Here is a 24,542-nt window from a genome sequence, read left to right on the forward strand (position 1 = left end):
GCGGAGCAGCCAGCACACCCGGCGATGACAACGCCGATATGCAGGCGCTGGCCAAAGGCGGTCGGACCAATTTCTTTGGCTTCATCCTGCGGCTGGTTGCCCGCCTGCCCTTCCTGTTTATCGCTGGGCGGCTGTACGGAATTGACGCGGTCGGACGCTTCGCTTCTGCGCTTGTCCTGATCGAAATTCTCGGGCTGGTTTGTTCTCTCGGCGAAAAACGCGGGCTGGCTCAGCGTCTGACCGAAGGCTCAGATGGCGACGGCCCCGAGGCCGAGCGAGCCAAGGTCAACCTGGTGTTCGACGGGATGCTGATTGCGCTGATCCTTTCTGCATTTGCCGGCCTGTTCCTATGGATGTTCCCGGTCGTGATGTTCCCGAACGGGATGAACAGCGAATATGACATCTGGCTGATCGCGGCGATCCCAGCCTTTGCGCTCACGGAAATTCTGCTGGCCGCGCAAGCCTATAAATATGACATCGCCACCACGGTGCGCGCGCGCGCTGTGGTGGAACCATGGACGATATCGATCATGGCGGGCGTGTTCTTCTACCTGCCGCTCTACAATGGCATATTCGAATTCCGCGAGGCTGGCCTCGCGCTTGCGTTTATCTGCTCGATTTACGCCGCGCTGCTGACCGCTGCCTGGTCTTTCCTGCGCAGCTATGGATTGCCTAGCGGTTGGCGTCCGCGCCCGCGCTACATGTGGAAAGTCACCGCCCGCGCTCTGCCGCTGATGGGCGCAGACGCTGTCGAATGGGGCACACGCCGGGTCGATATCTTCATCCTCGGCTTCTTCGCCTCGCCCGCCGCCGTCGCGGTCTATTACATGGCTCAGCAGATCGCGAGCCTGCCGCAGAAACTCAAGACCAGCTTTGAGCCAGTGCTGGGCCCGGTCATTACCAAGAACCTGAAGAGCAAAAACTACGCCGCAATCGCTGCGCAAGTGCGCCAAGTTGGTTTCTGGATCATCGCCGCTCAGGCCGCGATTGCCCTTGCGCTTGGCGTACCGGGCGAAGGCGTAATGGGCCTCATCGGACCGCAATATGTTGGCGGCACTGGCGCATTGGCCTTCCTGCTCGCCGCAGAGGTTGCCGCGGCTATGGCGGTCGTATCGGAAAGCGTTCTGGTGTATATTGCGCGCAAGCGGAACCTGCTGATTTCGGTCGGCACAATCGCGCTGCAGGCCGCGCTCACCATTGGGATTATCAAAGGGGTCGAGCACCTTGGATTTTCCGAGCCGTTCAAAGCCGCCGGTGCAGCGCTCGCGCTGCTGATCGCATTGGGCTGCGCGAGCCTGGTTAAGGCGCTGCTGCTGAAGAAGCTATTGAAAGCCCCGGTCAGCAATTGGCGCTGGGCCTTGGTCTGGGCCGCCGCGCCCGCCGTCGTCGTGGGCACTGCGGCCACATGGCTGCCGGAATGGGCCGAACTGTTGTTCGGTATCCCAGCGATCCTGCTGACGTTCGGGTGGGTCATCTGGCGCCGCGGATTTGGCGAGGAAGACCGCCTGCTGTTCCGCAAGAATGTGGGCGGCTGAAGCGCACCAATCTTTCAAAACTTGTGATGACCGCTTGGAATGCGCGAAGCGTCGCTGCTATGGCGCACGGGCAAACTGGTAATTCATAGGATTGAGAGATGACACCTGAGTTCTTTGAGGCCAATTGGCCCGTCATTCTGATTGTCGCGATTGTCGTGCTGCTGCTGGCGTTTTTCTGGCTGTCGGCGAACCGCAAGGCATCGGTTGTCGGCAAAGACACGAAAGATGTTCTGGATGAAGGCGCTGCGCCGACGGCCCGCAATCAAGCGCTCATCGATGCGCCGAAGGCTGCGGTCAAAGATACAGGCGTACCGGTGCCCGAAGTGAAGCCGGAGCCCGAGCCAGCGCCCATCCCTGAACCAACGCCTGCGCCGGAGCCAGTCGCACCGCTGATCCAAGAAGATCCCGCTCCGCCAGTTCTGGGCGAAGCACCAAGCGAGCCCGCCGGGGAGGCCGATATTCCTGGCGTGGAACCTGAGCCTGCTCCTGCGCCCGCCCCATCGCCTGCACCCGCTCCCGCGCCATCCTCTAGTGCAGCGGATGATTTGACCCAGATCAAGGGCCTTGGACCGAAGCTCGCCGCGTTGCTGAATACGCTTGGCGTGACGACTTTCGCCGAGATCGCCAGCTGGGATGAGGCCGATATCGACCGGGTCGATGCGCAGCTCGATCGCTTCAAAGGACGCATCCGCCGGGACAGCTGGGTGGAGCAGGCAAAACTGCTTGCCGCTGGCGATCAAGCGGGCTTTTCCGACAAGTTCGGCCAAAACGGTTGAAATAAATGAGAAACATTTGTCCAAACTGTGTTACATAGCAATATGTAAATAGGAGAGGGCAATGACTCAGGCACGGATTTTGGTCGCGGAAGACGAGCGAATCGTTGGTTTTGACCTCTGCGAAACGGTGCAAGAAGCCGGGTTCGAAGTGGCCGGTCCGCACACCGATATCTCCTCAGCCATGCTCTCTTTTCAGAAGAACAAGCCTGACTTGGCAATCCTGGATGTGCAATTGGATGACGGCATCGTCTATCCGCTCGCGCAGAAATTGCGCGATGAAGACGTGCCGATCATCTTCCACTCTGGCCAGTTTACTCGTGATGAAGTGAAAGAGCGCTTTCCCGAGGCGACGACGTTGCTGAAACCCTGCCCGCCCAATGAAATGCTGCGCACGGTTGTGAAGATTCTCGAAGACCAATAATCGCGCCAAATCGCGTATCCGCTCACGCGGCGCTTCCCACACGCCTCCGCTTCGCTTATCCCTACCCGTCATAAAAGACGGAGAGCGATACGTGAGCCAAGACCTGTTTCCTGTGCCAGACGAATGGGCGACAAACGCAAAGTTCAACGCAGCCAAATACCAATCTCATTATGCCCGCTCGATCAGCGATCCTGACGGGTTCTGGCGCGAGGAAGCGCAGCGGATCGACTGGATCCAGCCATTCGAAACCGTCAAAGACGTAAGCTATAACGAGGCCGATTTTCGCATCGGCTGGTTCCTGGGCGGGAAGCTCAACATCTGCGCTAATGCGCTCGACCGGCATTTGCCGGAGCGCGGCGACACCGCCGCGATCATATGGGAACCGGATGATCCCAGCACGCCGGGGCGCACCCTCACCTACCGCGAACTTCACCGCGAGGTTTGTCGTTTTGCCAATGTGCTGAAATCAAACGGCGTCGAAAAAGGCGATCGGGTCACGATCTATCTGCCCATGGTGCCAGAGGCAGCGATTGCGATGCTCGCCTGTGCGCGGATCGGCGCGGTGCACTCGGTCGTGTTTGCAGGGTTCTCTCCAGATGCGCTGGCGGGCCGCATATCCGATTGCCAATCCGACATTGTCCTGACCGCTGATGAAGGCCTGCGCGGCGGCAAGAAAGTCCCGCTCAAAGCCAATGTCGATGCGGCCTTGGAAAAGGTCGATGTCAGCCGCGTCATTATGCTGAAGCACACCGGCGGTGATGTTGGTTTCACCGAAGGGCGCGACATCTGGTGGCATGACGCCATTTCCGCAGCGAGCGATGAGTGCGAGCCAGAGGTGATGGACGCAGAAGATCCGCTGTTCATCCTCTACACCTCCGGCTCCACTGGGAAGCCCAAGGGCGTGCTGCACACAACCGGCGGCTATGCCGTGTGGACCAGCATGACGCATGAATATGTGTTCGATTACACTCCGGGCCAAATCTATTGGTGCGCCGCCGATGTCGGCTGGGTCACCGGGCATTCCTATGTCGTCTACGGTCCGCTGCTGAACGGCGCGACGCAGGTGATGTTCGAAGGCGTGCCGAACTATCCCGACCACTCGCGCTTCTGGAACGTCATCGACAAGCACAAGGTCGAGATTTTCTACGCCGCGCCCACCGCCCTGCGCGCGCTGATGCGCGAAGGCGATGAGTATGTGACAAAGACGGATCGCTCCTCTTTGCGGCTACTCGCCTCAGTTGGTGAGCCGATCAATCCAGAGGCGTGGGACTGGTATCACCGCGTCGTAGGCGAGCGCCGCTGCCCGATAGTCGACACCTGGTGGCAGACCGAGACGGCGGGCGCGATGATCACCCCCTGCCCGGCGCAACCGCGCTGAAACCCGGCAGCGCCAGCACGCCAATGTTCGGGGTTCAGCCCGCTTTGGTCGATGCGGAAAAAGGCACTCTGCTGGACGGCGCGGCCTCTGGCGCGCTGGTGATTACCGACAGCTGGCCGGGGCAAATGCGCACCGTTTACGGCGATCACAAGCGCTTCTTTGACACCTATTTCAGCCAATATCCGGGCTATTACTTCAGCGGCGATGGCTGCCGCCGCGACGAAGATGGCTATTACTGGATCACGGGCCGGATCGATGATGTGATCAATGTCTCTGGCCACCGCATGGGCACCGCCGAGGTGGAAAGCGCGCTGGTCGAGCACCCATTGGTCGCTGAGGCCGCCGTGGTTGGCATGCCGCATGATGTGAAGGGACAAGGCATTTACGCCTATGTCACCACCAATGCGGGCACCGACGACAGCGAGGATTTGCGGCGCGAGCTGGTGCAATGGGTGCGCAAGGAAATCGGCCCGATTGCGACACCTGATGTACTACAATTTGCCCCCGGCCTGCCCAAGACCCGCAGCGGCAAGATCATGCGGCGGATCCTGCGCAAGATCGCTGAGAATGATATGGGCAGCTTGGGCGATACCTCGACATTGGCCGACCCAAGCGTGGTCGATGATCTGGTCGCGAACAGGCCGACGGTATGAGCAGAAATGCAGCCGCATGCTGTCCTACAAACGGCATTGCATCTAAGGTTGGCACACCCTTCAACACCGGGCTGGAACACCAAAATCGCCAAAAGTCACACTTTGTTGGACATTAGCCCTTGCAAATATCTGATAAACAGATGCAATTTTCAAAAGTCACACTTTCGAAAAGAGCGTATGTGTTCCACCTCAGCGGGCGCGCAACGCAAAGCTTGCAAGGCGACATGAAGCCTGCAAGAGAACTCGAAACTGGTTTCAGGAGTAACTAATGGCCGAAATGGCGCCCTTCAATTGGGAAGACCCCTTCGATCTCGAAACGCAGCTGACCGAGGACGAGCGGATGATCCGCGACAGCGCCCATGCGTTCGCGCAGAGCGAGCTGCAGCCGCGCGTGATCGAGGCCTATCGCAATGAGACCGCCGCGCCGGAACTGTTCCCGCTGATGGGTCAGGCCGGGCTGCTCGGCGCGACCATTCCAGAGGAATATGGCGGCGTTGGCGCAAGCTATGTCGCATACGGCCTGATCGCGCGCGAGATTGAGCGCGTGGACAGCGGCTATCGCTCTATGGCGAGCGTCCAGTCGAGCCTCGTGATGCACCCGATCTACGCCTATGGATCAGAGGAGCAGCGGCGCAAGTACCTGCCCGGCCTCTCCTCTGGCGAGCTCATCGGCTGCTTCGGCCTGACAGAGCCAGACGCAGGCAGCGACCCTGCTGGTATGAAGACCGTCGCGAAGAAGGACGGCGATGGTTACGTCATCAATGGCTCAAAAACCTGGATATCAAACTCGCCCTTTGCCGACGTGTTCGTTGTTTGGGCGAAGAGCGAAGAGCATGGCGGCGGCATTCGCGGCTTCGTGCTTGAGAAGGGGATGAAGGGGCTGTCCGCGCCCAAGATCGAAGGCAAGATCAGCCTGCGCGCATCGACCACTGGCATGATCGTGATGGACGATGTGAAGCTGCCCGCCGACGCTCTTCTGCCCGATGTGCAAGGCCTGAAGGGCCCGTTCGGCTGTCTCAACCGCGCGCGTTACGGCATCAGCTGGGGCGCGATGGGCGCAGCGGAATTCTGCATGCATGCCGCGCGCCAATACGGCCTTGATCGCAAGCAGTTTGGCAAGCCGCTCGCCGCGACCCAGCTGTTTCAGAAGAAGCTGGCAGACATGATGACCGACATCGCTATGGGCCTGCAATCGAGCCTGCGGGTTGGTCGCCTGATGGACGAAGGGCGCTTTGCACCCGACATGATCAGCATCATCAAGCGCAACAATGTCGGCAAGGCTTTGGACATCGCCCGCCAATCGCGCGACATGCATGGCGGCAATGGCATTTCGGAAGAATACCAGGTGATCCGCCACGCAGTGAACCTCGAGACGGTCAACACTTATGAGGGCACGCATGATGTCCATGCGCTCATCCTGGGTCGCGCGGTCACCGGCATCGCGGCGTTCGGATGAATAGGATGCGTCATCGCGAGCGACCGCAGGGAGCGCGGCGATCCATGGTCCGAGTTGCGCCAAAATTGCAGTCAATGGATTGCCGCGCGGCTTCGCCGCTCGCAATGACGAGGACGCAATGAAGCTCTACGGCTACTTCCGCAGCTCAACCAGCTACCGCCTGCGCATCGCGCTGGAGCTGAAGGGTCTCGGCTATGAGAATGTGCCTGTGAACCTGCTCACCTCTGAGCAAAAGGGCGAGGCATTCACCAGCCGCAATCCGTTCGCCTCTGTGCCCATGCTGGAAGCTGATGGCCGCGACCGCGCGCAGAGCATGGCGCTGCTCGAATGGCTGGACGAGGCCTATCCTTTCAAGCCGCTGATGCCGCGCGATATTGAGGCGCGCTACACCGTGCGCGAGCTGACCTATGCCATAGCGACAGAGCTGCACGCGCCGCTCAACCTGCCGATCTTGAAGTACCTCAAGAACGAGTATGGCCAATCGCAAGACGCGATCGATACCTGGTATCGCCATTGGCTGGCGCGCACGTTGGCGCCAGTCGAAGCGCGGCTGGCTCAGCTTGATACGGGCGACTTCCTGCTCGATGCGCCGGGCCTGTTCGAGACCGTGCTGCTGCCGCAAGTCTACAACGCTCGGCGCTTCAAATACGATATCGATGCACATGGGCACATCGCTCAGATCGAGGCGGCGTGCCTTGCCCTGCCCGCGTTTCAGCGTGCCCACCCAGACAATCAACCCGACAACCCGGAGAACTCCGCATGAAACTAGCAACGCTCAATGATGGCACCCGCGATGGCAAATTGGTCGTTGTGTCGAAGGATCTGACGCGCTGCTGTGCGGCGGGATACATCGCGCCGACCATGCAGGCTGCGCTGGACGATTGGGAACGGATTGCCCCGCAATTGGAAGTGCTCGCCACCGATGTTGAGCATCAGGCCGTGCCGTGCGAGCGCTTTCACGAGCGTGAGGCGCATTCGCCTCTGCCGCGCGCTTACCAATGGGCCGATGGCAGCGCCTACATCAACCACGTTGAGCTCGTGCGCAAAGCGCGCGGCGCCGAGGTGCCAGAGAGCTTCTACTCCGATCCGCTGATGTACCAGGGCGGCTCTGACAGCTTCCTGCCGCCGCGCGCTAACATCCCGCTGGGCGATCCAGCCTGGGGCTGCGACATGGAGGGCGAGGTCGCCGTGGTGACCGATGATGTACCGATGGGCGTGTCAGCCGAAGATGCCGCCGGTCACATCAAGCTGATTATGCTGGTGAACGATGTGAGCCTTCGCGGGCTGATCCCAGGCGAGCTTGCCAAGGGCTTTGGCTTCTTCCAATCCAAGCCTTCCAGTGCGTTCTCACCGGTTGCAGTCACACCGGACGAGCTGGGCGATGCATGGGCGGACAGCCTCATTCACCTGCCCTTGATGGTCGATTACAATGGCGAGGCGTTTGGCCGTGCGGAAGCAGCCAAGGACGCAACCTTCAACCTAGCCCAGCTCGTCGCCCATGCGGCCAAGACCCGCAGCCTATGCGCCTAGCTCCATCGTTGGCTCTGGCACGGTCAGCAACAAGGGCGCAGATGGCGGCCCGGGCAAGCCGGTTGCCGAAGGCGGTCTTGGCTACAGCTGCATCGCAGAAATCCGCATGATCGAAACGATTGCAAATGGAGAGGCGACAACGCGCTTCATGCGAAGCGGCGACAGCGTGAAGATCGAAATGCGCGATAAAGACAACCACTCGATCTTTGGCGCGATCGAGCAGAACGTCGTGGCGGTCTAAAGCCGCTTTCCTACTTCAGAGCGCGGCGATAACACCGCCGCTGCTCTTTCAAACCGTCAAACTTCGATCGGGGTAAATGCCGTTGCCTCATCGCCGGTATTCGCCGTGCCTTCGGCGTCGATGATCACCAGCTTGACCTCGCCCTGCCGCGCGCAGGGACGGTGTTCGACGCCGCGCGGGACGACAATCATCTCCCCTGCGGACAGGTGCTCTGTGCGATCTCGAAACTCCATTTCAAGCGCGCCTTCGACCACCAGGAACAGCTCATCGGTGTCGTCATGTTTGTGCCAATGGAACTCGCCATCAACCTTTGCGAGGCGCACCTCATTGCCATTGTAACGCGCGGCAAGACGCGGCGCCCAATGCTCAGAGAAGCCCGCAAACTTGTCGGCCAGATTGATCTTGCTTGGGGTTTCGCTTGCCATCAATACACCACCACGCTGCGGATGCTCTCGCCAGAGTGCATCAGGTCAAAACCCTTGTTGATCTCTTCCAGTGACAGGGTGTGAGTGATCATCGGATCAATCGCAATCTTGCCCTGCATGTACCAGTCGACAATCTTGGGAACATCGGTCCGCCCCTTCGCCCCGCCAAAGGCCGTGCCGCGCCAATTGCGCCCGGTCACCAGCTGAAACGGACGCGTAGCGATCTCTTTGCCAGCTTCCGCTACGCCGATGATGATGCTGGTGCCCCAGCCCTTGTGACAGCATTCCAATGCTTGGCGCATGACTTCGGTATTGCCCGTGCAATCAAACGAATAGTCCGCGCCGCCGTCCAGCATTTCCACCAGATGGCCAACCACGTCAGAAGTCTCTTTGGGGTTCACGAAATCGGTCATGCCGAACTTCTCGCCCCACTCGCGTTTCGCTGGGTTTAGGTCGACGCCCACAATCCGGTCAGCGCCAGCCATCTTTGCGCCTTGGATCACGTTAAGGCCAATGCCGCCAAGGCCGAACACGACGACATTGTCGCCGGGCTTCACCTGAGCCGTATTGGTCACCGCCCCCACACCTGTCGTCACCCCGCAGCCGACATAACACGCACTTTCAAACGGCGCGTCGGTGCGGATCTTGGCGACGGCGATCTCTGGCAAAACCGTGAAGTTAGAGAACGTCGAGCAACCCATATAATGGTAGATCGTCTCGCCCTTATAACTGAACCGCGAAGTGCCATCCGGCATCAGACCCTTGCCCTGCGTCTCACGGATCGCGCTGCACAGATTGGTCTTGCCAGACAGGCACATTTTGCACTGCCTGCATTCCGGCGTGTAGAGCGGGATGACGTGATCGCCGGGCACAACTGAGGTCACGCCTGCGCCAACTTCTCGCACAATCCCGGCGCCTTCATGGCCCAAGATGCTGGGGAACAGACCTTCGCTATCCAGCCCGTCCAGAGTGTAGGCGTCGGTGTGGCAAATCCCGGTCGCCATAATCTCGACCAGAACCTCGCCCGCCTTCGGCCCTTCCAGATCCAGCTCGACAATCTCAAGCGGCCTTTTGGCTTCAAATGCAACGGCGGCTCTGGTTTTCATGGTGCGTCTCTCTCATTCAAATCGAGAGAAACGCAACACCAGCGCGGGGCCCGCGTCAAGCGCGCAGATCAGTCAGCGCGCTTGTTGTCGATCACAGTCACAAAGTCGTGATTGACGTCGCGGTGCTCCGCCTCGTCCGCACGAACGGCGATAATCACATCGCGCAGCCGCGCGTCCTGCGGCAATTGCCAATAGTCGATGGCAATCTGAGGGGCTGGCACATTCTCATGCCGCCCAGCATCAACCTCGGCGAGATATTGGGTGTAGCTGAAGACCGCTTCTTCCTCGAAATAGGCCACCACCCGGTGCGCCGTGCGCGGCGCAAACAGATAGAGCCAGAAATAGAAATTGTAGAAGATCAGCTGAGTTACCATGATCAGCATACGCTCAAACCGGTTCGGATCAGCGATCTTGATAAAGGTCATCAGATGCATCCGTTCGTTCTCTGCCTCTTCCAGCAAAGTGCGGATCCAGCCTTCATCATCGCGGATGTAGCGCAGCGCCTTGAGGTGCTGCCACAGGCCGCCGACCATTCCGGGCACTGCCGCCACCGTCTCCAGCACAACGGCGCGGTGGCCATAGCGGGTGGCGAAGAACTTATCGGCAAAGAACCGCAGCATTTTGACAAAGGCAAAGGCGACCTTGTCGCTGGTTGTGACCGGCGCGACATGGATATCCAGCTCTGCGTCGAGGTTCACTTGGCGAACCAAAGGTGCGGTGTTCAGGTGTTTCATTTACCACTTCCGTAGAGCCGCTTGGCAACCGAGGAGCTGAGTCTCCCCCGCGCGCTGCGACCATGTTCAGACATGCTTCCTTTACTCAACGCTCAAATGCCCGTTCTGATCCGGAATAAACATCGGATTCGCGGCAGCATATGTTCAGTTTTTTGCAACTCTCTACTCCATGCGCGCCGCTCGCTTGAGCAAATCCTCATCCTGTCTAGAACAGGGGCGGTGCTATCAGGAGACCATCCGGCAATGCCCCGTCTGAAACAAGCTGGCCGTGAGGCTGAAAACCCCTTTGCCAATCAAATCTTCAATCTGCTGTTCGGTGACCGCGATCCTGTCGAGCAGCCGGGAACCGCAACTGGGACACCGGGCAATTGGTGGACGGTGTTCAACATCGTGCCCGATGCCTTCAAACACACGACCGAGGGCTTTCAGTTCTACCGCTCGCCTGAACGCAAGATCGACCCCAAGCTGCGCGAGCTGGGCCAGACGCGCGCAGGCTATGTGGTCGGCTCGCAGTTTGTCTTCTCTCAGCATTGCAAGGCCTCCCGCGATGCCGGCCTGACAGAACAGCAGATTGAGGCGATCCCAGCTTGGTCTGTCGCCGATTGCTTCAGTCCGGCGGAGCGCGCGGTGCTCGCATACACCGATGCCCTCGTGCTGCAGCATGGCCGCGTGCCCGATGGCGTGTTCGCAAGCCTCAAAGCGCAATTGAGCGACGAGGAAATCCTCGAGCTGACCTACATCACCTGCACCTATATGATGCACGCCGTGATGAGCCGCGCGCTGCGGCTGGAATATGACGATGTTGAGGAGCGCGTGGTCGAAGTGCCCACGCCCGATGGCAATTCCGCCGACGTCATGACAATGGTCGATAAACCGGAGGACGATTGATGCCCTACCACCACCTCGCACTCGCCGCGAAAGACATGCAGGCGACCCACGAATTTTATGAAGGTGTGATGGGTTTTGAGCTGGTCAAAGTCGAAGTTGCCCCGATCATGTCGGGCGGCTGGGGCAAGCATTTCTTCTATCGGATCGGCGGCGATGACAGCTGCTTCATCGCGTTTTGGGAGCTCCACGATGGCCCCGGCGCAGAAGACTATATCTTCGATCTCAACAAGGCCGCGAAACTGCCGCCAATGACCAATCACTACGCCTTTTCAGTCAGTTCCGACGAAGAACTGACCACGTGGCGCAAGAAGTGGCAGGCGGCGGGCCTCGCCGTGTTTGAGATCGACCACAATTGGTGCAAATCGATCTACACCACCGACCCGAGCGGCAATGCCGTCGAGTTCTGCCTCACCTCGGGCGATTTCACCGAAGCGGACCGAGAGCGCGCCATCGCCGCACTAAGCGAAACCGAGTTTAAGCCCTCGCCGCCGCCAGCAAAGGTCAAATCCTGGCGGCCTGAACCTGTCAGCTAGGCTAGGGTCAGAAACCGAGGCTGTCCGCCACTGCTTGGTTCACGATCTTGCCCTGGTGGACATTAAGGCCAGGCGCGAGATGCGGGTCTTCTTCGCACGCAGCCACGCCCTTATTCGCGAGCGCCAAGCCAAATGGCAGGGTCGCATTGTTGAGCGCATAGCTCGAGGTGAGCGGCACCGCGCCGGGCATATTGGCGACGCAATAGTGGATGATCCCATCAACCTCATAGGTCGGGGCCTCATGCGTTGTCGGCTTTGACATTTCGAACGCGCCGCCTTGGTCGATCGCCACATCCACCAGAACCGCGCGGTTCTTCATCAGGCCCAGCATTTCGCGCGTGACCAAATGCGGCGCGCTGGCGCCGGGGATCAGGACCGCGCCGACCACGACGTCCGCGTCAGTGATCGCTTGCTCGATCGTGGAAGAGGTGGAGTAGCGCGTCGTCGCGCGCCCTTGGAACATATCGTCCAATTGGCGGATGCGAGGTAGCGAGCGATCGAAAATCTCGACATTCGCGCCCATGCCCACGGCCATGCGGGCCGCCTGCGTTCCAACAACGCCGCCGCCTAGCACAACCACTTTCGCTGGCAGAACGCCCGGTACGCCGCCCATCAAAGTGCCGCGCCCGCCATTGTTCGCGCGCAGAGCCATGCCGGCCGCTTCAATCGAAAGCCGTCCAGCAACTTCGCTCATCGGGGCAAGCAATGGCAGCCCGCCATGACGGTCGGTCACAGTCTCATAAGCAACCGCTGATACGCCCGCTTCCATCAGGCCGCGCGCTTGATCGGGATCGGGCGCGAGGTGCAGATAAGTGAAGAGGATTTGTCCCTCGCGCAGCTGCACCCATTCGCTTGGCTGAGGCTCTTTGACCTTCACGATCATGTCGGCTTTGGCGAACACTTCAGAGGCATCAGCCGCGATCTGTGCGCCCGCAGCGCGGTAGACATCGTCATCCTTGCTGATGCCTAGGCCCGCGCCGGTTTCGACAAGCACTTGGTGGCCAGCGGCAATGTATTCACGCGCCGCCTCTGGGGTCAGACCGACACGATATTCATGAGTTTTGATTTCTTTAGGGACGCCAACAAGCATGCCGAACTCCTGGGGGAATATGGGTACATTGGGTTCGACTCGACCTTAGGCGACGCGCAACAAAGTTACAATCGAAACAAACATGCTTGCTTTCCTTCGCTGGGTTTGGTGAGACTGCGCCCGCACATCACCGCGCAGCAATTGGCGCGCGTTTATTAGCCTGGAGAATTGCTATGACCGCCTATCCTCAAATCAAAATGCTGATCGGCGGCGAGTGGGTTACGGACGGCGGCGATGGTACGATGGCTGTTACCAATCCGGCCACTGAGTCGGTGCTTGGCCAATGTCCAAAGGCCTCGACCGAGCAGCTTGATGCAGCGCTCGCAGCAGCTGATGAAGGCTTCAAAATCTGGAGCAACACGCCGGGTATTGAGCGCTATAATATATTGCGCCGCGGCGCCGAAATCCTGCGCGAACGCGCGCCGCAAATCGCCGATATCATCACCGCTGAAATGGGCAAGCCGCGCGCACAGGCGCTACCCGAAGTGGTGGTCTCTGGCGATGTGATCGATTTTCTAGCTGAGGAGGCCAAGCGCCAAGGCGGCCGTCTGGTGCCGCCGCGCCATCACGGCCTTTTGTCTCAGCAAGTGCTTCATATGCCAGTCGGCCCAGCGGTGTTGCTGACTCCATGGAACTTCCCTGTGAACCTGGCAGCGCGCAAGTTGGGCGGAGCGCTGGCTGCTGGCTGCTCGGTGATCCTCAAACCCGCCGAAGACACCCCGGCATCTGCGCAAATGCACGTCGAGGCACTGGTCGATGGCGGACTGCCAAAGGGCGTCATCAACCTAGTCTACGGTGATCCCGGCCCTGTGTCAGAGCATTTGATCGCCTCCCCAATCACCCGCAAGATCAGCTTCACTGGCTCAACGGCGGTCGGCAAACATCTCGGCGCGCTCGCTGCGCAGAACATGAAACGCTTTACGCCAGAGCTTGGCGGGCATGCACCGGTCATCATCAGCGAAACCGCAGATTTCGAGCGCAGTCTCGCCGCCTGTGTTGCGGGCAAATTCCGCAATGCTGGGCAAGTGTGCGTATCGCCAACGCGCTTCCTCGTGGCGCGCGGCGTGTACGACAAGTTCGTCAGCGAATTTGCGGCCCGCGCTGCTCAGATCAAAGTTGGCGATGCGGGCGCGGATGAAAGCGTCGAAATGGGACCGCTCGCGCATGAACGCCGCGTCCCGGCCATGGCGCATGCGCTCGGCGATCTTGGCGGCGGCAAAGGAGAAATCGTAACCGGAGGCGCTGCAATTGATGGCAGCGGCTTCTTCTACCAGCCCACAGTGGTGGCAAACCCCAGCATGGACAGCCGGCTGATGACGGAAGAGCCGTTCGGCCCGATCGCTGGGATTGTGCCCTATGATACGCTCGAAGATGCGGTCGAGACGGCCAACGCACTTCGCTATGGCTTAGCCGCCTATGCCTTCACCAGCTCGCTGGATGAAAGTCATTTCTTGGGTCAAAATTTGCGCGCGGGAATGGTGGCAATCAACCACCTGGCTGTGTCTTCACCCGAAACCCCATTTGGCGGCGTCGGCGACAGCGGATTTGGCTCAGAAAGCGGCGTAGAAGGCTATCTCGGATACACGGAGACGAAGCTCGTCACAGTTGGCAAAGCGGGCTGAACTCAGCCGGTTTGGCCTCAGTCGAGAATGGGAACGATGCGCGAAAGAATGCGGCGCATTGGACCGTGGCTTTCCATCGGCTTGATCCGGCCCCAACGCGCTCGGCGCGAATATTCGTCTTGAAGTTGAACCGTCCGGCCCATCGCATCTGGGCCACTCGACCTGATCGTCGGTATTTCCATTTCTGCTTCCCCAAGAGGCGATTGCCTCGAATCGCTATGTTTAGCTGTCTAAGGGCTAACACCTAATAATCTGGAAACAGAGTCGTATTTTTCGCATAAATAACTGCGAGAACTGGCTTTCTCAGCCGGTCACGCTGCTTAAGCTCGGGTAAAAGGCGGTCTAAACCCGCTGAGCCCCCGCCGCGCGAACGGCCTCCAAAGTTGGGTAACCGTTCACCGCCATCAGCAAGTCTGCCTCGGCCAGGATCGACCTCAGCACAAACTCTGCGCCCTTCGCGCCCCCCAGGGCCAGCCCATAAGTGTAAGGCCTGCCGACACCGACAGCGGTCGCGCCCAAGGCCAGAGCCTTCACCACATCTGTGCCGGAGCGAATGCCGCTATCGAACAGCACCGGCACGCCGCCAGAGGCCTGCACCACGTCTTCGAGCAGGTCGATTGTTGCGATCCCGCCATTTGCCTGCCGACCGCCGTGATTGGAGCAGTAGATCCCGTCAGCGCCAGTATCCACGGCCTTCTTCGCGTCATCCGGGTGGCAAATGCCCTTCAGCACAATCGGCAGCTTCGTCACCGATTTCAGCCATTTCATGTCGTCCCAGGTCAGCACCTGACCAAAGGTCGCAGCCCAAGTCATGATCGCGGTCTTGGGATCCTCTTCAGGCGGCTTTTCAAGCAGCGAACGGAACACCGGATCGCAGAAGTAATTGTGCAGCACCTTGCCGCGCAATTGCGGGAAGTTAGAGGCGTTGAGATCACGCGGTCGCCAGCCCGTCACCCATGTGTCGAGCGTGACCACCAGAGCTTTGTATCCAGCGGCCTCAGCCCGGCCAATCAGGCTCTCGGCGAGCCCTTTGTGACGCGGCGTGTAAAGCTGAAAGAAGCCTGGCGTGTCACCGCAGGCGCTATGCACATCCTCCATGCTGTCATTCGCCAGCGTCGAGGCGCACAGCGGCACGCCTGTCGCAGCCGACGCCTGCGCCGCAGCGATATCGCCATGCTTGTCCTGCGTCGCCTCTCCCGTCAGCCCAATTGGCGCCATGAACAGAGGGGTTGGCAGCTTCATGCCGAACAGCTCAATCGAGAGGTCCCGCTCCTGCGCGTCGACCATCATGCGCGGGATCATGCCCCAATGATGAAAGGCGGATGAGTTGCTGTCTTGTGTGTGCTCATCGCCGCACCCGCCCGCGACATAATTGGTCAATGACGGACCAAGCGCTTCATGCGCGCGCTTTTCCAGCGTCGCAAAATCAACCGGAAACTCGGGCAAAATGCCTTGCAGCCCGGCGTTATAAATCTCGTTCTGCATCGCTCCGAAATAGCTCATCGCTCAACCCTCTCCCGATCATTCTTTGATCGCGAGCTTGGGGCGAAGAGGAGCTTGAAGCAAATGGTTTTTGCTTGATCGGCTCTACTCAAAAAAGCGCTGTAAGGCCGGGCGCGCCTTCAAGAACTGGACATAAAGCCGTTCCAGAATGCTGAGCACAACCCGGTTGCGAGCGAGCAGGCCCAGCGGCCGGAAGAGCGGGATCGCGCGCCACATTGCAGCGAAAGCGGCAGCGCCGCTAAGCAACTGCCCGTCTTCGCTGGCGTGAAACCGCGCGAGCAATTGCGCTTGATCGATTGGGCAGACGGCCTCGCCCGGTTCCCCCGAAACATCGACGAACTCCACCGCTTTGGACGTGTCCATGCGCCGCATCAATGCAATCTCTCGGGTGCACAGCGGACATGCCCCGTCAAACCAAACTGTGACTTTAGCCATATCTTACAGATGCGAACGCAGCGGCCAATTATCAACCGATCAGCTTAAGAAAGCCTGCGTTGTGCGCTCAGAAGTTGATCCCGGCGCGCACGTTCAACTCCGGTGAGTTGTCATCGCCGCGCTCTGCGCTGCCGCCCAATGGGAAGCCGCCTTCGATCTCAAAACCGACCGGTCCGATGCGGCCGCGCACGCCTGGCCCGGCTGAGAACAGTGAGCCCTCTCCCACGCCAGCGCCGATATCCGTGACGTAGCCGCCATCGAGAAAGGCGTAGAACTGGAGAAAGTCGAAAGGTAATTTGTCGGGCGCAAAGCGATAGCGCAGTTCTGCCAGGCCATAGACGCCTTCATCGCCAAGAACTTCGCTGAAATCATATCCGCGCGTGCGGAACGGCCCGCCCAGCGCCATCTCTTGCGGGGCTAGCAGCGGACGGTCTGCAATCTGGCCCCCGGCTGCGAAATAGACATCAAAGCGGCCAGCAACCGGCAAACGCGCATCGCCCCAGAACGACACCTTGGAGAAGACCCCGTCGCCATCGCTGCGCGAGACCAGTGGATCACCGCGCCTGCTTGCGCCCAAGATACCAAGCCCGCGAACATGGCTTGCCCCGGCGCGAACGCGTCCGCCAGCGACCGCCCATTGCGTTGTGATGCCAATCGATGCGGTAACGATCGTATCATCGCGCAGCATCTGCCCCAGCTCGTCCTGTTCGATTGCAATGTACGAAACATTGCCATTGACCCACAGACTCTTATCCTTCGACCTGATGATCGGTTGATCGAGCGATATGCCTGCCCTCAACGAGTCCCCGTTTACATCGCTGTCACCAAATGGTCCCTCTGGCGAAGTCGAGCCAATCGAGCCATTGATCCCTGCAGTGAGGCCAGAGCTGTTGACCTGTGCCCGGTAAGAACCGGAAACAAACAGCAACTCTTCTGGATCGACAGGATTGATCCGCAGGGCAGCGTAAAGCTGATCCGAAGAGTTGAGCACATCGGTCTGACGGGTGGAGGCTACTGCGCGGTACGGACCGAACGAACGCGTGCCGTAATTGTCCGCCTGGATTTGATAGCGATCCTTTTGCTGATCAAGGTTGACGACCAGAATGGCGCGGCCATCACGGCGCGAGATCTTGGCGTCCTTCAATCGCACTGAAGGAATGTCGGTGACCAGCAGCAGTGCCGCTTCCAAATCGCTTTGCTTGACCGGTCGGCCCTGAAGGCGGTTCAGAATTCGGCGAGCCTGAGCATTGTCGTAGCCATTGATCTCGATTGCATCGACGCGGCCCTCATCGACCGCGATCTGGACGACGCCAAAACCATTGTCATTCTCAAGCACGTCCGCCTTAACATAGGCATAGCCCTCTTCTTTCGCGAGATCGGCGATCTGCTTGGTCAGCTGAGCCAGCACCTCTTCGCTGCGCTCTTCGCCAAAAAATCCCTCGACGACCGCTTGATAGCGCGCATCGTCGATCGCCTCATTGCCGAGAATGACAATCGCGCCGATTTGATTGGCTTGTTGCTCTTCGGCGGGCTGCTCACCCTGCCCGTACAGCACTTCATCACCGCTTTGCATAACGGAGAGCATTGCGATCCGCGGCGGATTGGCGGTCTCCTGCGCGTTCAACGCAGGCGCTGTGATGCATAGACATGCACCCAACAAAACTGCCTTGGTTAAACGCATTGAAACCTCCTGAATGGAGGCGTGCGCCTAGCCGTAGCGCGCTAATAAACCCTTACCCGAGGGGAAATTAGGGAAATGTTAGCTACCTCGCTTCAGCACTCCTTTAGAGGCGGCGGTTCAAAGGCATACTTGCACTGAACTGTAATCTTATTTGAGACTAACCAATGATCCGCCTTGCTAAGAAATCCATATTGGTTGCCGCCTTGATGGCCAGCACCAGCGCTATTGCCAGCAGTGGTTGGAGCGTTTCAGAGGCCAGCGGGTCGGTCACGATCACGCGCGGTGACAAGGTCATTCAAGCCCGCAAGGACAGCCGCCTTAACGAAGGCGATGTGATCCGCACCGGCAAGGGCGCCCGCGCTGTATTGGTGCGCGGCAAGGAATACCTTGTCGTCTCGCCCAAGGCGCATATCCGCATTGCAGAGCCTGAAAAGGCCGGTCCGGTTACGCAAATCTTCCAATATCTCGGCAATGTGCTATTTAAGATCGAGAAGAAGAGCACCCCGCACTTTGGCGTAGAGACGCCGTACATGGCCGCTGTGGTCAAGGGCACGACGTTCAATGTCTCGGTTGGCGATGATGGCACCAGCGTTCAGGTAACCGAAGGTGCAGTCGAAGTCACAACCGGAGATGATCTGGAAGCAGCCCTGCTTACCCCCGGCCTTGTCGGGCTGGTTGAAGCGGATGCGATCGGTGATCTGATCGTCATTTCGAACGATCCCGATGGCCCCAGCGCGGAAGAAGCGACCGTGCGGGGCAACCCAAGTTTTGTGCCCGCACTGAGCCAGCCGAGCAGCAGAGCCAGCCACACGCATCGCCAGCGCTGGCGGTAATTCTGAGCGTGCGCCCAGAGCAGACAACGTAAGCCGTGATCGGCCATTCGCCGGGCCTGTTGCGACCGGACCCACCACTCAAAACGGCCCCGGCCGCGCGAGCGCGACTGCTCCAGGACTGCAGGTCGCTATTGGCGCCGCGTCTGGCGGAGACGGTGATAGTTATGAAGGCGCAAACGACGACATAATCGATAGCGGCAGTGAAGCAGAAAGCAGCGCGGTCCAGGACTTTGTCATCTCAGAACCAGGAGATGGCGAGAGCGGGGCGACCGAATTCGTCACTCAGGACAATAGCAGCGAAGCGGCTCCAGCAGCAGAAGAGACCGATACCGACATTGATCTGGACCTTGGCGCCGAGAATGGCAACGGCAATTCCGACGGCAACAATGGCAATGCCAATGGAATGGGCAATGACAACGCCGAAGCGGAAACGGTAACGGGAACAATGGAAATGGGAACGGCAATGGCGGCCCTAACTCCGACGATGACGGCTCCGATGACGACGTTGACCTAGGGATGGGCGCTGCAAGTTCTGCTGGCGAAGGCGATGATGACTCCGGCGATGACGGCTCCGAAGACGATGCCGCCGACGAAGACGTAAGCCTCGATGCTGGCGTGGGCGGCCCGGCTGATGATTCCGATAGTGAAGAAGTAGACGTTGGCGCAGATCTGGGCCTCGGTTCAGACAATGACGACAGCGACGACGACGGTCCTGGCAACGGAAACGGAAACGGCAATTCTGGCGGTAACAATGGCAATGCCAATGGCATCGGCAACGGTAACGGCGGCGGAAACGGCAACGGAAACAACGGCAATGGGAACGGCAATGGCGGCCCCAGCTCCGATGGTGACGATGTCGGTCTCGATGCGGGCATTGGCGGTCCAGACGATGACTCGGATAACGAAGAAGTCGACCTTGGTGCTGACCTCGGCCTGGGTCTGGGCGGCAATGACGACGATGACGACGATGCGGGAGAGCGCGGTGAAGGCGGCGAAGGCGGCGAGCGCGGACGCGGCCAAGGCAATAACGGCGACGATGACGATGACGATGACGACGACGACGCGGATGAAGGCGGCGAGCGTGGTGAGGGTGGCGATGGCGGCAACGGACCTGGTCAAGGTCGAGGCAATAACGACTAAGCCAGCCGCATTGGCGTTTACCTCTCCAAAGCTCTGATTTTCCCGGCAAACGCGAGTGAAACCTCGCTTAAACCCTTTCTGATTATACGCATTCACTTCTGAGCGGCATTCAGCCGCCCAATTGGAGTATTTGCGTGCGGCTAGCCAATGCCTCGGTCACAATGCAGGGCAATGCCGCGCGTGCGATTGCCTTTGTGATTGCATTGTTCATCGCATCGTTCGCAATACTGAGCGGGCTGTCGAGTAACGCAGAAGAAACGCTGCGCGACAACCGCGACCAACTACGCATCAGCGAAGCATCCGGTGAAATTGTTGTCCTCGAAATCGACGGACGCTCTATCCAGGCACTCGACCAATGGCCTTGGCCGCGGCGCTTCTATGCCGATGCCATTTTAGAGTTGGACCGATTGGGCGCCGAACAAATCGCCTTCGATGTCGATTTCTCGTCGCGCTCATCACCTGAGCAAGACGCGCTTTTCGCAAGCGCGCTTAAAAAACTGGGTGGATCCGTCGTCCTACCAACCTTCCGCCAAGAAAACCGGGCGAAGGAAGGCGAAGACGGCGAGAATGTCACAGAGGCCTTGCCGCTGCCCGAGTTTCGTGAGCACGCATTCCTCTCAGCCGTCAATGTGCTTCCAAACGCTGATGGGCGCATTGAATTCTACCCTTACGGCGTTTCTACCAATGACGTCCCGCGCCCATCCATCGCCAGCATGGTTGCAGAAGAACATGGGCGTATCGATCAGTATTTCCGCGTCGACCAAGCGATCGATCCCGACACTATCGCGCGCATTTCCTTTGTCGATTTGCTCGAGGGAAAAGTCGCGCGCGAACAGGTATTCGGCAAACGCATCATGGTGGGCGCGACAGCGATTGAGCTGGGTGACCGCTATCCAACCGCCCTATTCGGGGTTCGACCCGGTGTCGTGATCCAAGCGCAAGCGGCTGAAACCTTGCTGCAAAATCGCATGCGCAGCGACAGCGGACCGTGGCTGCCTCTGACCATTGCTGCAATGGCTCTGGCGGTCATGCTTCGCACGCTTTCCAGAGGGCGTTCTCGCGTGGCCTTTGGCGCTGTTGTTATCGGAGCAACGATCGCTGGCATCGCGCTCGCTTTTGATCAATTCGCGCTTCCCTACATCCAACTTTTCCCAATCATGATCTTGCTTGGCGCATTCGTAGGACTGCACAGACTGATCACATCAGCGCTCAACCTGCGCCGTGCGCGGCGCACGGATGGGGCATCCGGTCTTCCGAACCGCCGCGCGCTGGAAGTTGAGCTTGCCGATCAACCAAACCGGGCGATTGCGGTTGCGAGAATTGATGACTTTGAGCAGATTGAGGCAATTGTCTCTGGTTCCGATCTCCCGCGCATCGAACGCAAGATTGCCAAGCGGCTGTCGTCGCTCGCCGCGTCAGAGCAGGTTTACCGACTTGATCGCGCGATGTTCGCCTGGTTTGTCCCGAAAGATCACGCAGATGCGCTCGAAGAGCACTTTGCGTCGGTGCAATCCTCCTTCGCGGCGCCATTTGATCTCGATGAGAAGCGGCTGAAGATCAAGGCTTTCTTCGGCAGCTCGCAAGGCTCCATCGCAGATGCTGTGACGGCGGCGGAATATGCCCTGCCGGCGCGGCATTGACTGGTCTACCAGCGCGCTAGGCCTTCAGGATGAGGCGCAATTCCAGCAGCAAATTCTGGGTGAACTCGACGACGCGATGGAAACCGATGCGATCCACGTTGTCTTCCAACCGAAAATGCGGCTTTCTGACAGGGCAATCTACGGCGCAGAATGCCTTGTGCGCTGGGACAGCCCGACTTTGGGGCGTATTTCACCCGCTGACTTCATCCCGATTTTGGAGACTAAAGGCCAGGTCAGTGACCTCACGAAGTTTGTCCTCGCCAAGGCGCTGGAGCGCAGCCGCGAGGCCAATGAAGCCGGGCGGCCAGTGCAATTGGCCGTCAACATTTCCGCGCAATTGCTCTCCGATGCCGCCTTCGTCGATAGCGCAATCGCGATGATGGAGGAGGCGCATCGCAAAGGCGCATCTGGCATCACCTTAGAAGTAACAGAGAGCGCACCGCTGGCTGATCCAGAGCTGGCTAAGACTACACTAAGGCGCCTTACCGATGCCGGTGCACGCATTTCCATCGATGACTATGGGACGGGTCAGGCAACCCTCAACTATCTGCAGGGCTTCCCCGCGCAAGAGATCAAGCTCGATCAGAGTTTCGTACGCGATCTCGTCGCCAACCGCGCGGACAGGATCATGGTCCAATCCACCATCGATCTGGCGCATGCGCTCTCGTTCGACATTGTCGCAGAGGGCGTTGAAGACGCAGCGACAATCGAGGCTCTCGCCGAGTTCGGCTGTGACTATGTGCAAGGCTGGGAAATCGGCAAACCGATGGATTGGGCCGACTTTGTGGAATTTCTGAAATCCGCCGAAGCGGCTCAAACGCTAGCTGCCAAACCCGCAGCCGCGTAATCGTCTACGCCTTTCCTAGGGCGCTTTTTAGGTCGCCAAGGTAGGGCTCAAACGGCTTCCAGGCCCCCTGCCCTTTGCGGTTGATTGGCTGGCGAACCTGCTCGCTGCTGGCTGTGCGCACGGCGCGATCTGTCTTGTGAAAGTCGAGGCAGGCCTCCTCAAACGGCAGCCCCAAATATTCGAGCATACGCCGCGTTTGCCCTTCGAGATCATCGAGAACATCCTCGTGCTGAACGCGCAGAACCCTGCCTGGCAGTACCGTGTCCCAATGGTCCATTAGCTCGACGTAGTCGGAGTAATAGCGCCCAACCTCTGTCAGGCCATAGGTGAACTCCTGCCCCTCAGCGAACAGCTGCTTAAAGCCAGAGAAACAGCAATCCATCGGATCGCGCCGCGCATCAATGATCTTGGCATTGGGCAGGATCAGATGGATCAGGCCAATATGCCGAAAATTGTTAGGCATCTTGTCGATGAAGAACGGTGCGCCTTGCCGGTGAACGCGGGTGTTGGTGATGAATTCCTCGCCAAACTTCGCCAATTGCTCACCGCTCAAATCATGCAGCACAGCTGGATAGAGCGATTGCCCAGCCTTGCGGCCGCGCAGCCGGTGCGCGAGCGCGAGGATATCCGGCAGCTCCAGCGTCCCATCAACCTGACTGTGGCTGGCCAGGATTTGCTCGAGCAAGGTTGATCCGGCGCGCGGCAGACCAAGGATAAAGATCGGGTCTGGCGCATCGTGGTAAGCGCTCGCATGTTTCTCAAACAACTCTGCCGCGCACAGCTCGCGCTGCTTCGCCAGCTCGGCGGTCATCGCATCGGCGCTGTAACGGGTTTGCGCGCGTTTCAGGTCATTGCCCTGCGCATAGGCGGCAAAGCTTTCTTGGTATTCACCGCGATCCTCATGCGCTTTGCCCAGAGCGAAAGATAAATGCACCCGGTCCATAAAAGCGAGGTCCGGGCGTGCGACCTGATCGCTCATCGCGTTGAGCTCATCATCACTGAAACGGTAAGTCTTCAAATTGGCGAGCGCGTAATAGGCATCGCCGTGGTCACCCTTCGCCGCAATGGCTGCGCGGTATCGCGAAATCGCGTCTTCACTGCGCCCTTTGGTCTTTAGAGCATGGCCCATGCTGGTCAGCGTAGCCGGGTCTTGAGGGAGCTTGGCGAGCACCGCTTCGAACAGCTCAAAGGCGCGGTCAAAATCGCCCGTCTGCATGCTTTCAATGGCGAGCCGCGATTGGAACAGCGGATTGTCAGAGTCACTGGCGTGGAGCGCCTCCGCTTCTTCCCGCGCGCGCTCAAACTTTTGCCGACGGCGCAGCACGTCGACATAATCCAACCGCAGCTGGATATTGTCCGGCTCAAACGTGACCGCACTTTCGAGCAAGAACTCCGCATCATCCAGAATGCCCAGCTCCAGCCCGATCTTGGCGAGCAGACGCATCCCCTCAACATTGCGCGGATTGGAACGCAGGAAATATCGGCAGATCTCTTCCGCGCGTAGCACGCGCCCTTCCGCCAAATGATTGGTAACCGCAATCAGCTCGCGCGGCAGTGTGGCGAGCCTTTGCTGCTGAGCGCTCGCAGCGGCAGCCTCGGCAGCGCGTCCTGCCCCGCTGGCGATGCGTGCTTGTTCGCGCCAACTGGCCTCAAGCGCCGGGTTAAACCGAGTGGCGCGGGCAAAGGCGGCAAGCGCAGTTTCGTTCTGCCCGCGAGCAAGCGCCAAATGCCCCTCTTCCTGCCAGGCCCGGCCATATTCCGGCATGGCGGCATGCAGCTGCCTCAAATGGTTCGCTGCATCATCCAAGCGCCCAAGATATCGGCATGCAACAGCGGCCACGTACAGCGCGTCGCCATCTTCGTGCTTGTCAGCAAGCACTGAGTTTGCGTGCGCCAACCCTTCTTCAAAGCGGCCCTGTTGCAGCGCTTCTTGCGCGGTTTTCAGCAGCTCTTCGCGTGTCGCCATTTCACCGCCTTACAAATCCTGTCCGCATAAGCCCAGAGCCCAAAAGCAAAGCGGCGGAAATGAACCCACCAAGATCCATTCCCGCCGCATTGTCTTGCTGATTATGTCA

At 59.3% G+C, this 24,542-nt stretch carries 21 protein-coding genes and 2 pseudogenes; 14 read left to right on the top strand and 9 right to left on the bottom strand.

Annotated features, from left to right (window positions below):
- The first annotated feature begins 38 nt into the window (after positions 1 to 38).
- The 7 genes and pseudogenes from AC0V6U_RS08505 to AC0V6U_RS08535 all read left to right on the top strand — a co-directional run bounded on the left by AC0V6U_RS08505 (position 39) and on the right by AC0V6U_RS08535 (position 7,990).
- Entirely contained in the window at positions 39 to 1,535 is a 1,497-nt protein-coding gene (locus AC0V6U_RS08505; protein ID WP_472645737.1) for a lipopolysaccharide biosynthesis protein, read from the top strand.
- 98 nt (positions 1,536 to 1,633) lie between these two features.
- Positions 1,634 to 2,311 (top strand): hypothetical protein, encoded by a 678-nt coding sequence (locus AC0V6U_RS08510; RefSeq protein ID WP_472642745.1) that lies wholly within the window; start codon positions 1,634 to 1,636, stop codon positions 2,309 to 2,311.
- Between the two features lie 61 nt (positions 2,312 to 2,372).
- Complete coding sequence (locus tag AC0V6U_RS08515) at positions 2,373 to 2,732, top strand: response regulator (RefSeq protein WP_472642746.1); 360 nt, start codon at positions 2,373 to 2,375, stop codon at positions 2,730 to 2,732.
- A gap of 91 nt (positions 2,733 to 2,823) precedes the next feature.
- Positions 2,824 to 4,763: pseudogene (gene acs, locus AC0V6U_RS08520) on the top strand (acetate--CoA ligase).
- 277 nt (positions 4,764 to 5,040) lie between these two features.
- On the top strand, positions 5,041 to 6,219 hold the full coding sequence (locus AC0V6U_RS08525; RefSeq protein ID WP_472645738.1) for an acyl-CoA dehydrogenase: 1,179 nt from the start codon (positions 5,041 to 5,043) through the stop codon (positions 6,217 to 6,219).
- 118 nt (positions 6,220 to 6,337) lie between these two features.
- The gene (gene maiA / locus AC0V6U_RS08530) at positions 6,338 to 6,982 is read left to right on the top strand and encodes a maleylacetoacetate isomerase (RefSeq protein WP_472645739.1); all 645 of its coding nucleotides are present in this window, start codon (positions 6,338 to 6,340) and stop codon (positions 6,980 to 6,982) included.
- Positions 6,979 to 7,990, top strand: a pseudogene (locus AC0V6U_RS08535) (fumarylacetoacetate hydrolase family protein). Before maiA ends, AC0V6U_RS08535 begins: the two are co-directional and overlap by 4 nt.
- Positions 7,991 to 8,046: 56 nt before the next feature.
- Here AC0V6U_RS08535 and AC0V6U_RS08540 read toward each other — a convergent pair.
- From AC0V6U_RS08540 to AC0V6U_RS08550, 3 genes are all read right to left on the bottom strand, one after another.
- Positions 8,047 to 8,415, bottom strand: a complete 369-nt coding sequence (locus AC0V6U_RS08540) for a cupin domain-containing protein (protein WP_472642747.1) — start codon at positions 8,413 to 8,415, stop codon at positions 8,047 to 8,049.
- On the bottom strand, positions 8,415 to 9,521 hold the full coding sequence (locus AC0V6U_RS08545) for an S-(hydroxymethyl)glutathione dehydrogenase/class III alcohol dehydrogenase (RefSeq protein WP_472642748.1): 1,107 nt from the start codon (positions 9,519 to 9,521) through the stop codon (positions 8,415 to 8,417). The genes AC0V6U_RS08540 and AC0V6U_RS08545 overlap by 1 nt, the downstream gene beginning before the upstream one ends.
- Before the next feature lie 68 nt (positions 9,522 to 9,589).
- Positions 9,590 to 10,255, bottom strand: a complete 666-nt coding sequence (locus AC0V6U_RS08550) for an alternative oxidase (protein ID WP_472642749.1) — start codon at positions 10,253 to 10,255, stop codon at positions 9,590 to 9,592.
- Between the two features lie 243 nt (positions 10,256 to 10,498).
- Here AC0V6U_RS08550 and AC0V6U_RS08555 point away from each other — a divergent pair, with 243 nt between their 5' ends.
- Complete coding sequence (locus tag AC0V6U_RS08555) at positions 10,499 to 11,143, top strand: carboxymuconolactone decarboxylase family protein (protein ID WP_472642750.1); 645 nt, start codon at positions 10,499 to 10,501, stop codon at positions 11,141 to 11,143.
- Entirely contained in the window at positions 11,143 to 11,676 is a 534-nt protein-coding gene (locus AC0V6U_RS08560; protein ID WP_472642751.1) for a VOC family protein, read from the top strand. The genes AC0V6U_RS08555 and AC0V6U_RS08560 overlap by 1 nt, the downstream gene beginning before the upstream one ends.
- A gap of 7 nt (positions 11,677 to 11,683) precedes the next feature.
- On the opposite strand, the gene ald is transcribed toward AC0V6U_RS08560, so the two are convergent.
- The gene (gene ald / locus AC0V6U_RS08565) at positions 11,684 to 12,766 is read right to left on the bottom strand and encodes an alanine dehydrogenase (RefSeq protein ID WP_472642752.1); all 1,083 of its coding nucleotides are present in this window, start codon (positions 12,764 to 12,766) and stop codon (positions 11,684 to 11,686) included.
- Positions 12,767 to 12,939: 173 nt separating this feature from the next.
- Here ald and AC0V6U_RS08570 point away from each other — a divergent pair, with 173 nt between their 5' ends.
- On the top strand, positions 12,940 to 14,388 hold the full coding sequence (locus AC0V6U_RS08570) for an NAD-dependent succinate-semialdehyde dehydrogenase (protein WP_472642753.1): 1,449 nt from the start codon (positions 12,940 to 12,942) through the stop codon (positions 14,386 to 14,388).
- 17 nt (positions 14,389 to 14,405) lie between these two features.
- On the opposite strand, the gene AC0V6U_RS08575 is transcribed toward AC0V6U_RS08570, so the two are convergent.
- The 4 genes from AC0V6U_RS08575 to AC0V6U_RS08590 form a co-directional block, all read right to left on the bottom strand.
- Entirely contained in the window at positions 14,406 to 14,570 is a 165-nt protein-coding gene (locus AC0V6U_RS08575) for a hypothetical protein (RefSeq protein ID WP_472642754.1), read from the bottom strand.
- Positions 14,571 to 14,730: 160 nt separating this feature from the next.
- The gene (locus AC0V6U_RS08580; protein ID WP_472642755.1) at positions 14,731 to 15,891 is read right to left on the bottom strand and encodes an alpha-hydroxy-acid oxidizing protein; all 1,161 of its coding nucleotides are present in this window, start codon (positions 15,889 to 15,891) and stop codon (positions 14,731 to 14,733) included.
- A gap of 84 nt (positions 15,892 to 15,975) precedes the next feature.
- Positions 15,976 to 16,326 carry a thiol-disulfide oxidoreductase DCC family protein gene (locus tag AC0V6U_RS08585; protein WP_472642756.1) on the bottom strand — a complete coding sequence of 117 codons (351 nt, stop codon included), beginning with the start codon at positions 16,324 to 16,326 and terminating at the stop codon, positions 15,976 to 15,978.
- Positions 16,327 to 16,393: 67 nt separating this feature from the next.
- Entirely contained in the window at positions 16,394 to 17,950 is a 1,557-nt protein-coding gene (locus tag AC0V6U_RS08590; RefSeq protein WP_486169426.1) for a ShlB/FhaC/HecB family hemolysin secretion/activation protein, read from the bottom strand.
- A gap of 221 nt (positions 17,951 to 18,171) precedes the next feature.
- Here AC0V6U_RS08590 and AC0V6U_RS08595 point away from each other — a divergent pair, with 221 nt between their 5' ends.
- The 4 genes from AC0V6U_RS08595 (at position 18,172) to AC0V6U_RS08610 (ending at position 22,467) form a co-directional block, all read left to right on the top strand.
- Entirely contained in the window at positions 18,172 to 18,840 is a 669-nt protein-coding gene (locus AC0V6U_RS08595; protein ID WP_472642758.1) for a FecR domain-containing protein, read from the top strand.
- Between the two features lie 516 nt (positions 18,841 to 19,356).
- A complete protein-coding gene (locus AC0V6U_RS08600; RefSeq protein WP_472642759.1) occupies positions 19,357 to 19,980 on the top strand; it encodes a hypothetical protein in 624 nt (207 codons plus the stop codon).
- Between the two features lie 134 nt (positions 19,981 to 20,114).
- Positions 20,115 to 21,620, top strand: a complete 1,506-nt coding sequence (locus AC0V6U_RS08605) for a CHASE2 domain-containing protein (RefSeq protein WP_472642760.1) — start codon at positions 20,115 to 20,117, stop codon at positions 21,618 to 21,620.
- Positions 21,598 to 22,467, top strand: a complete 870-nt coding sequence (locus tag AC0V6U_RS08610) for an EAL domain-containing protein (RefSeq protein ID WP_472642761.1) — start codon at positions 21,598 to 21,600, stop codon at positions 22,465 to 22,467. The genes AC0V6U_RS08605 and AC0V6U_RS08610 overlap by 23 nt, the downstream gene beginning before the upstream one ends.
- 4 nt (positions 22,468 to 22,471) lie before the next feature.
- Here the strand turns inward: AC0V6U_RS08610 and AC0V6U_RS08615 are convergent, their stop codons facing one another.
- Positions 22,472 to 24,433: a sulfotransferase gene (locus AC0V6U_RS08615; RefSeq protein ID WP_472642762.1), complete on the bottom strand. Its 1,962-nt coding sequence runs from the start codon at positions 24,431 to 24,433 to the stop codon at positions 22,472 to 22,474.
- Positions 24,434 to 24,542: the final 109 nt, after the last annotated feature.

The organism is Erythrobacter sp. W36 (assembly GCF_057364935.1).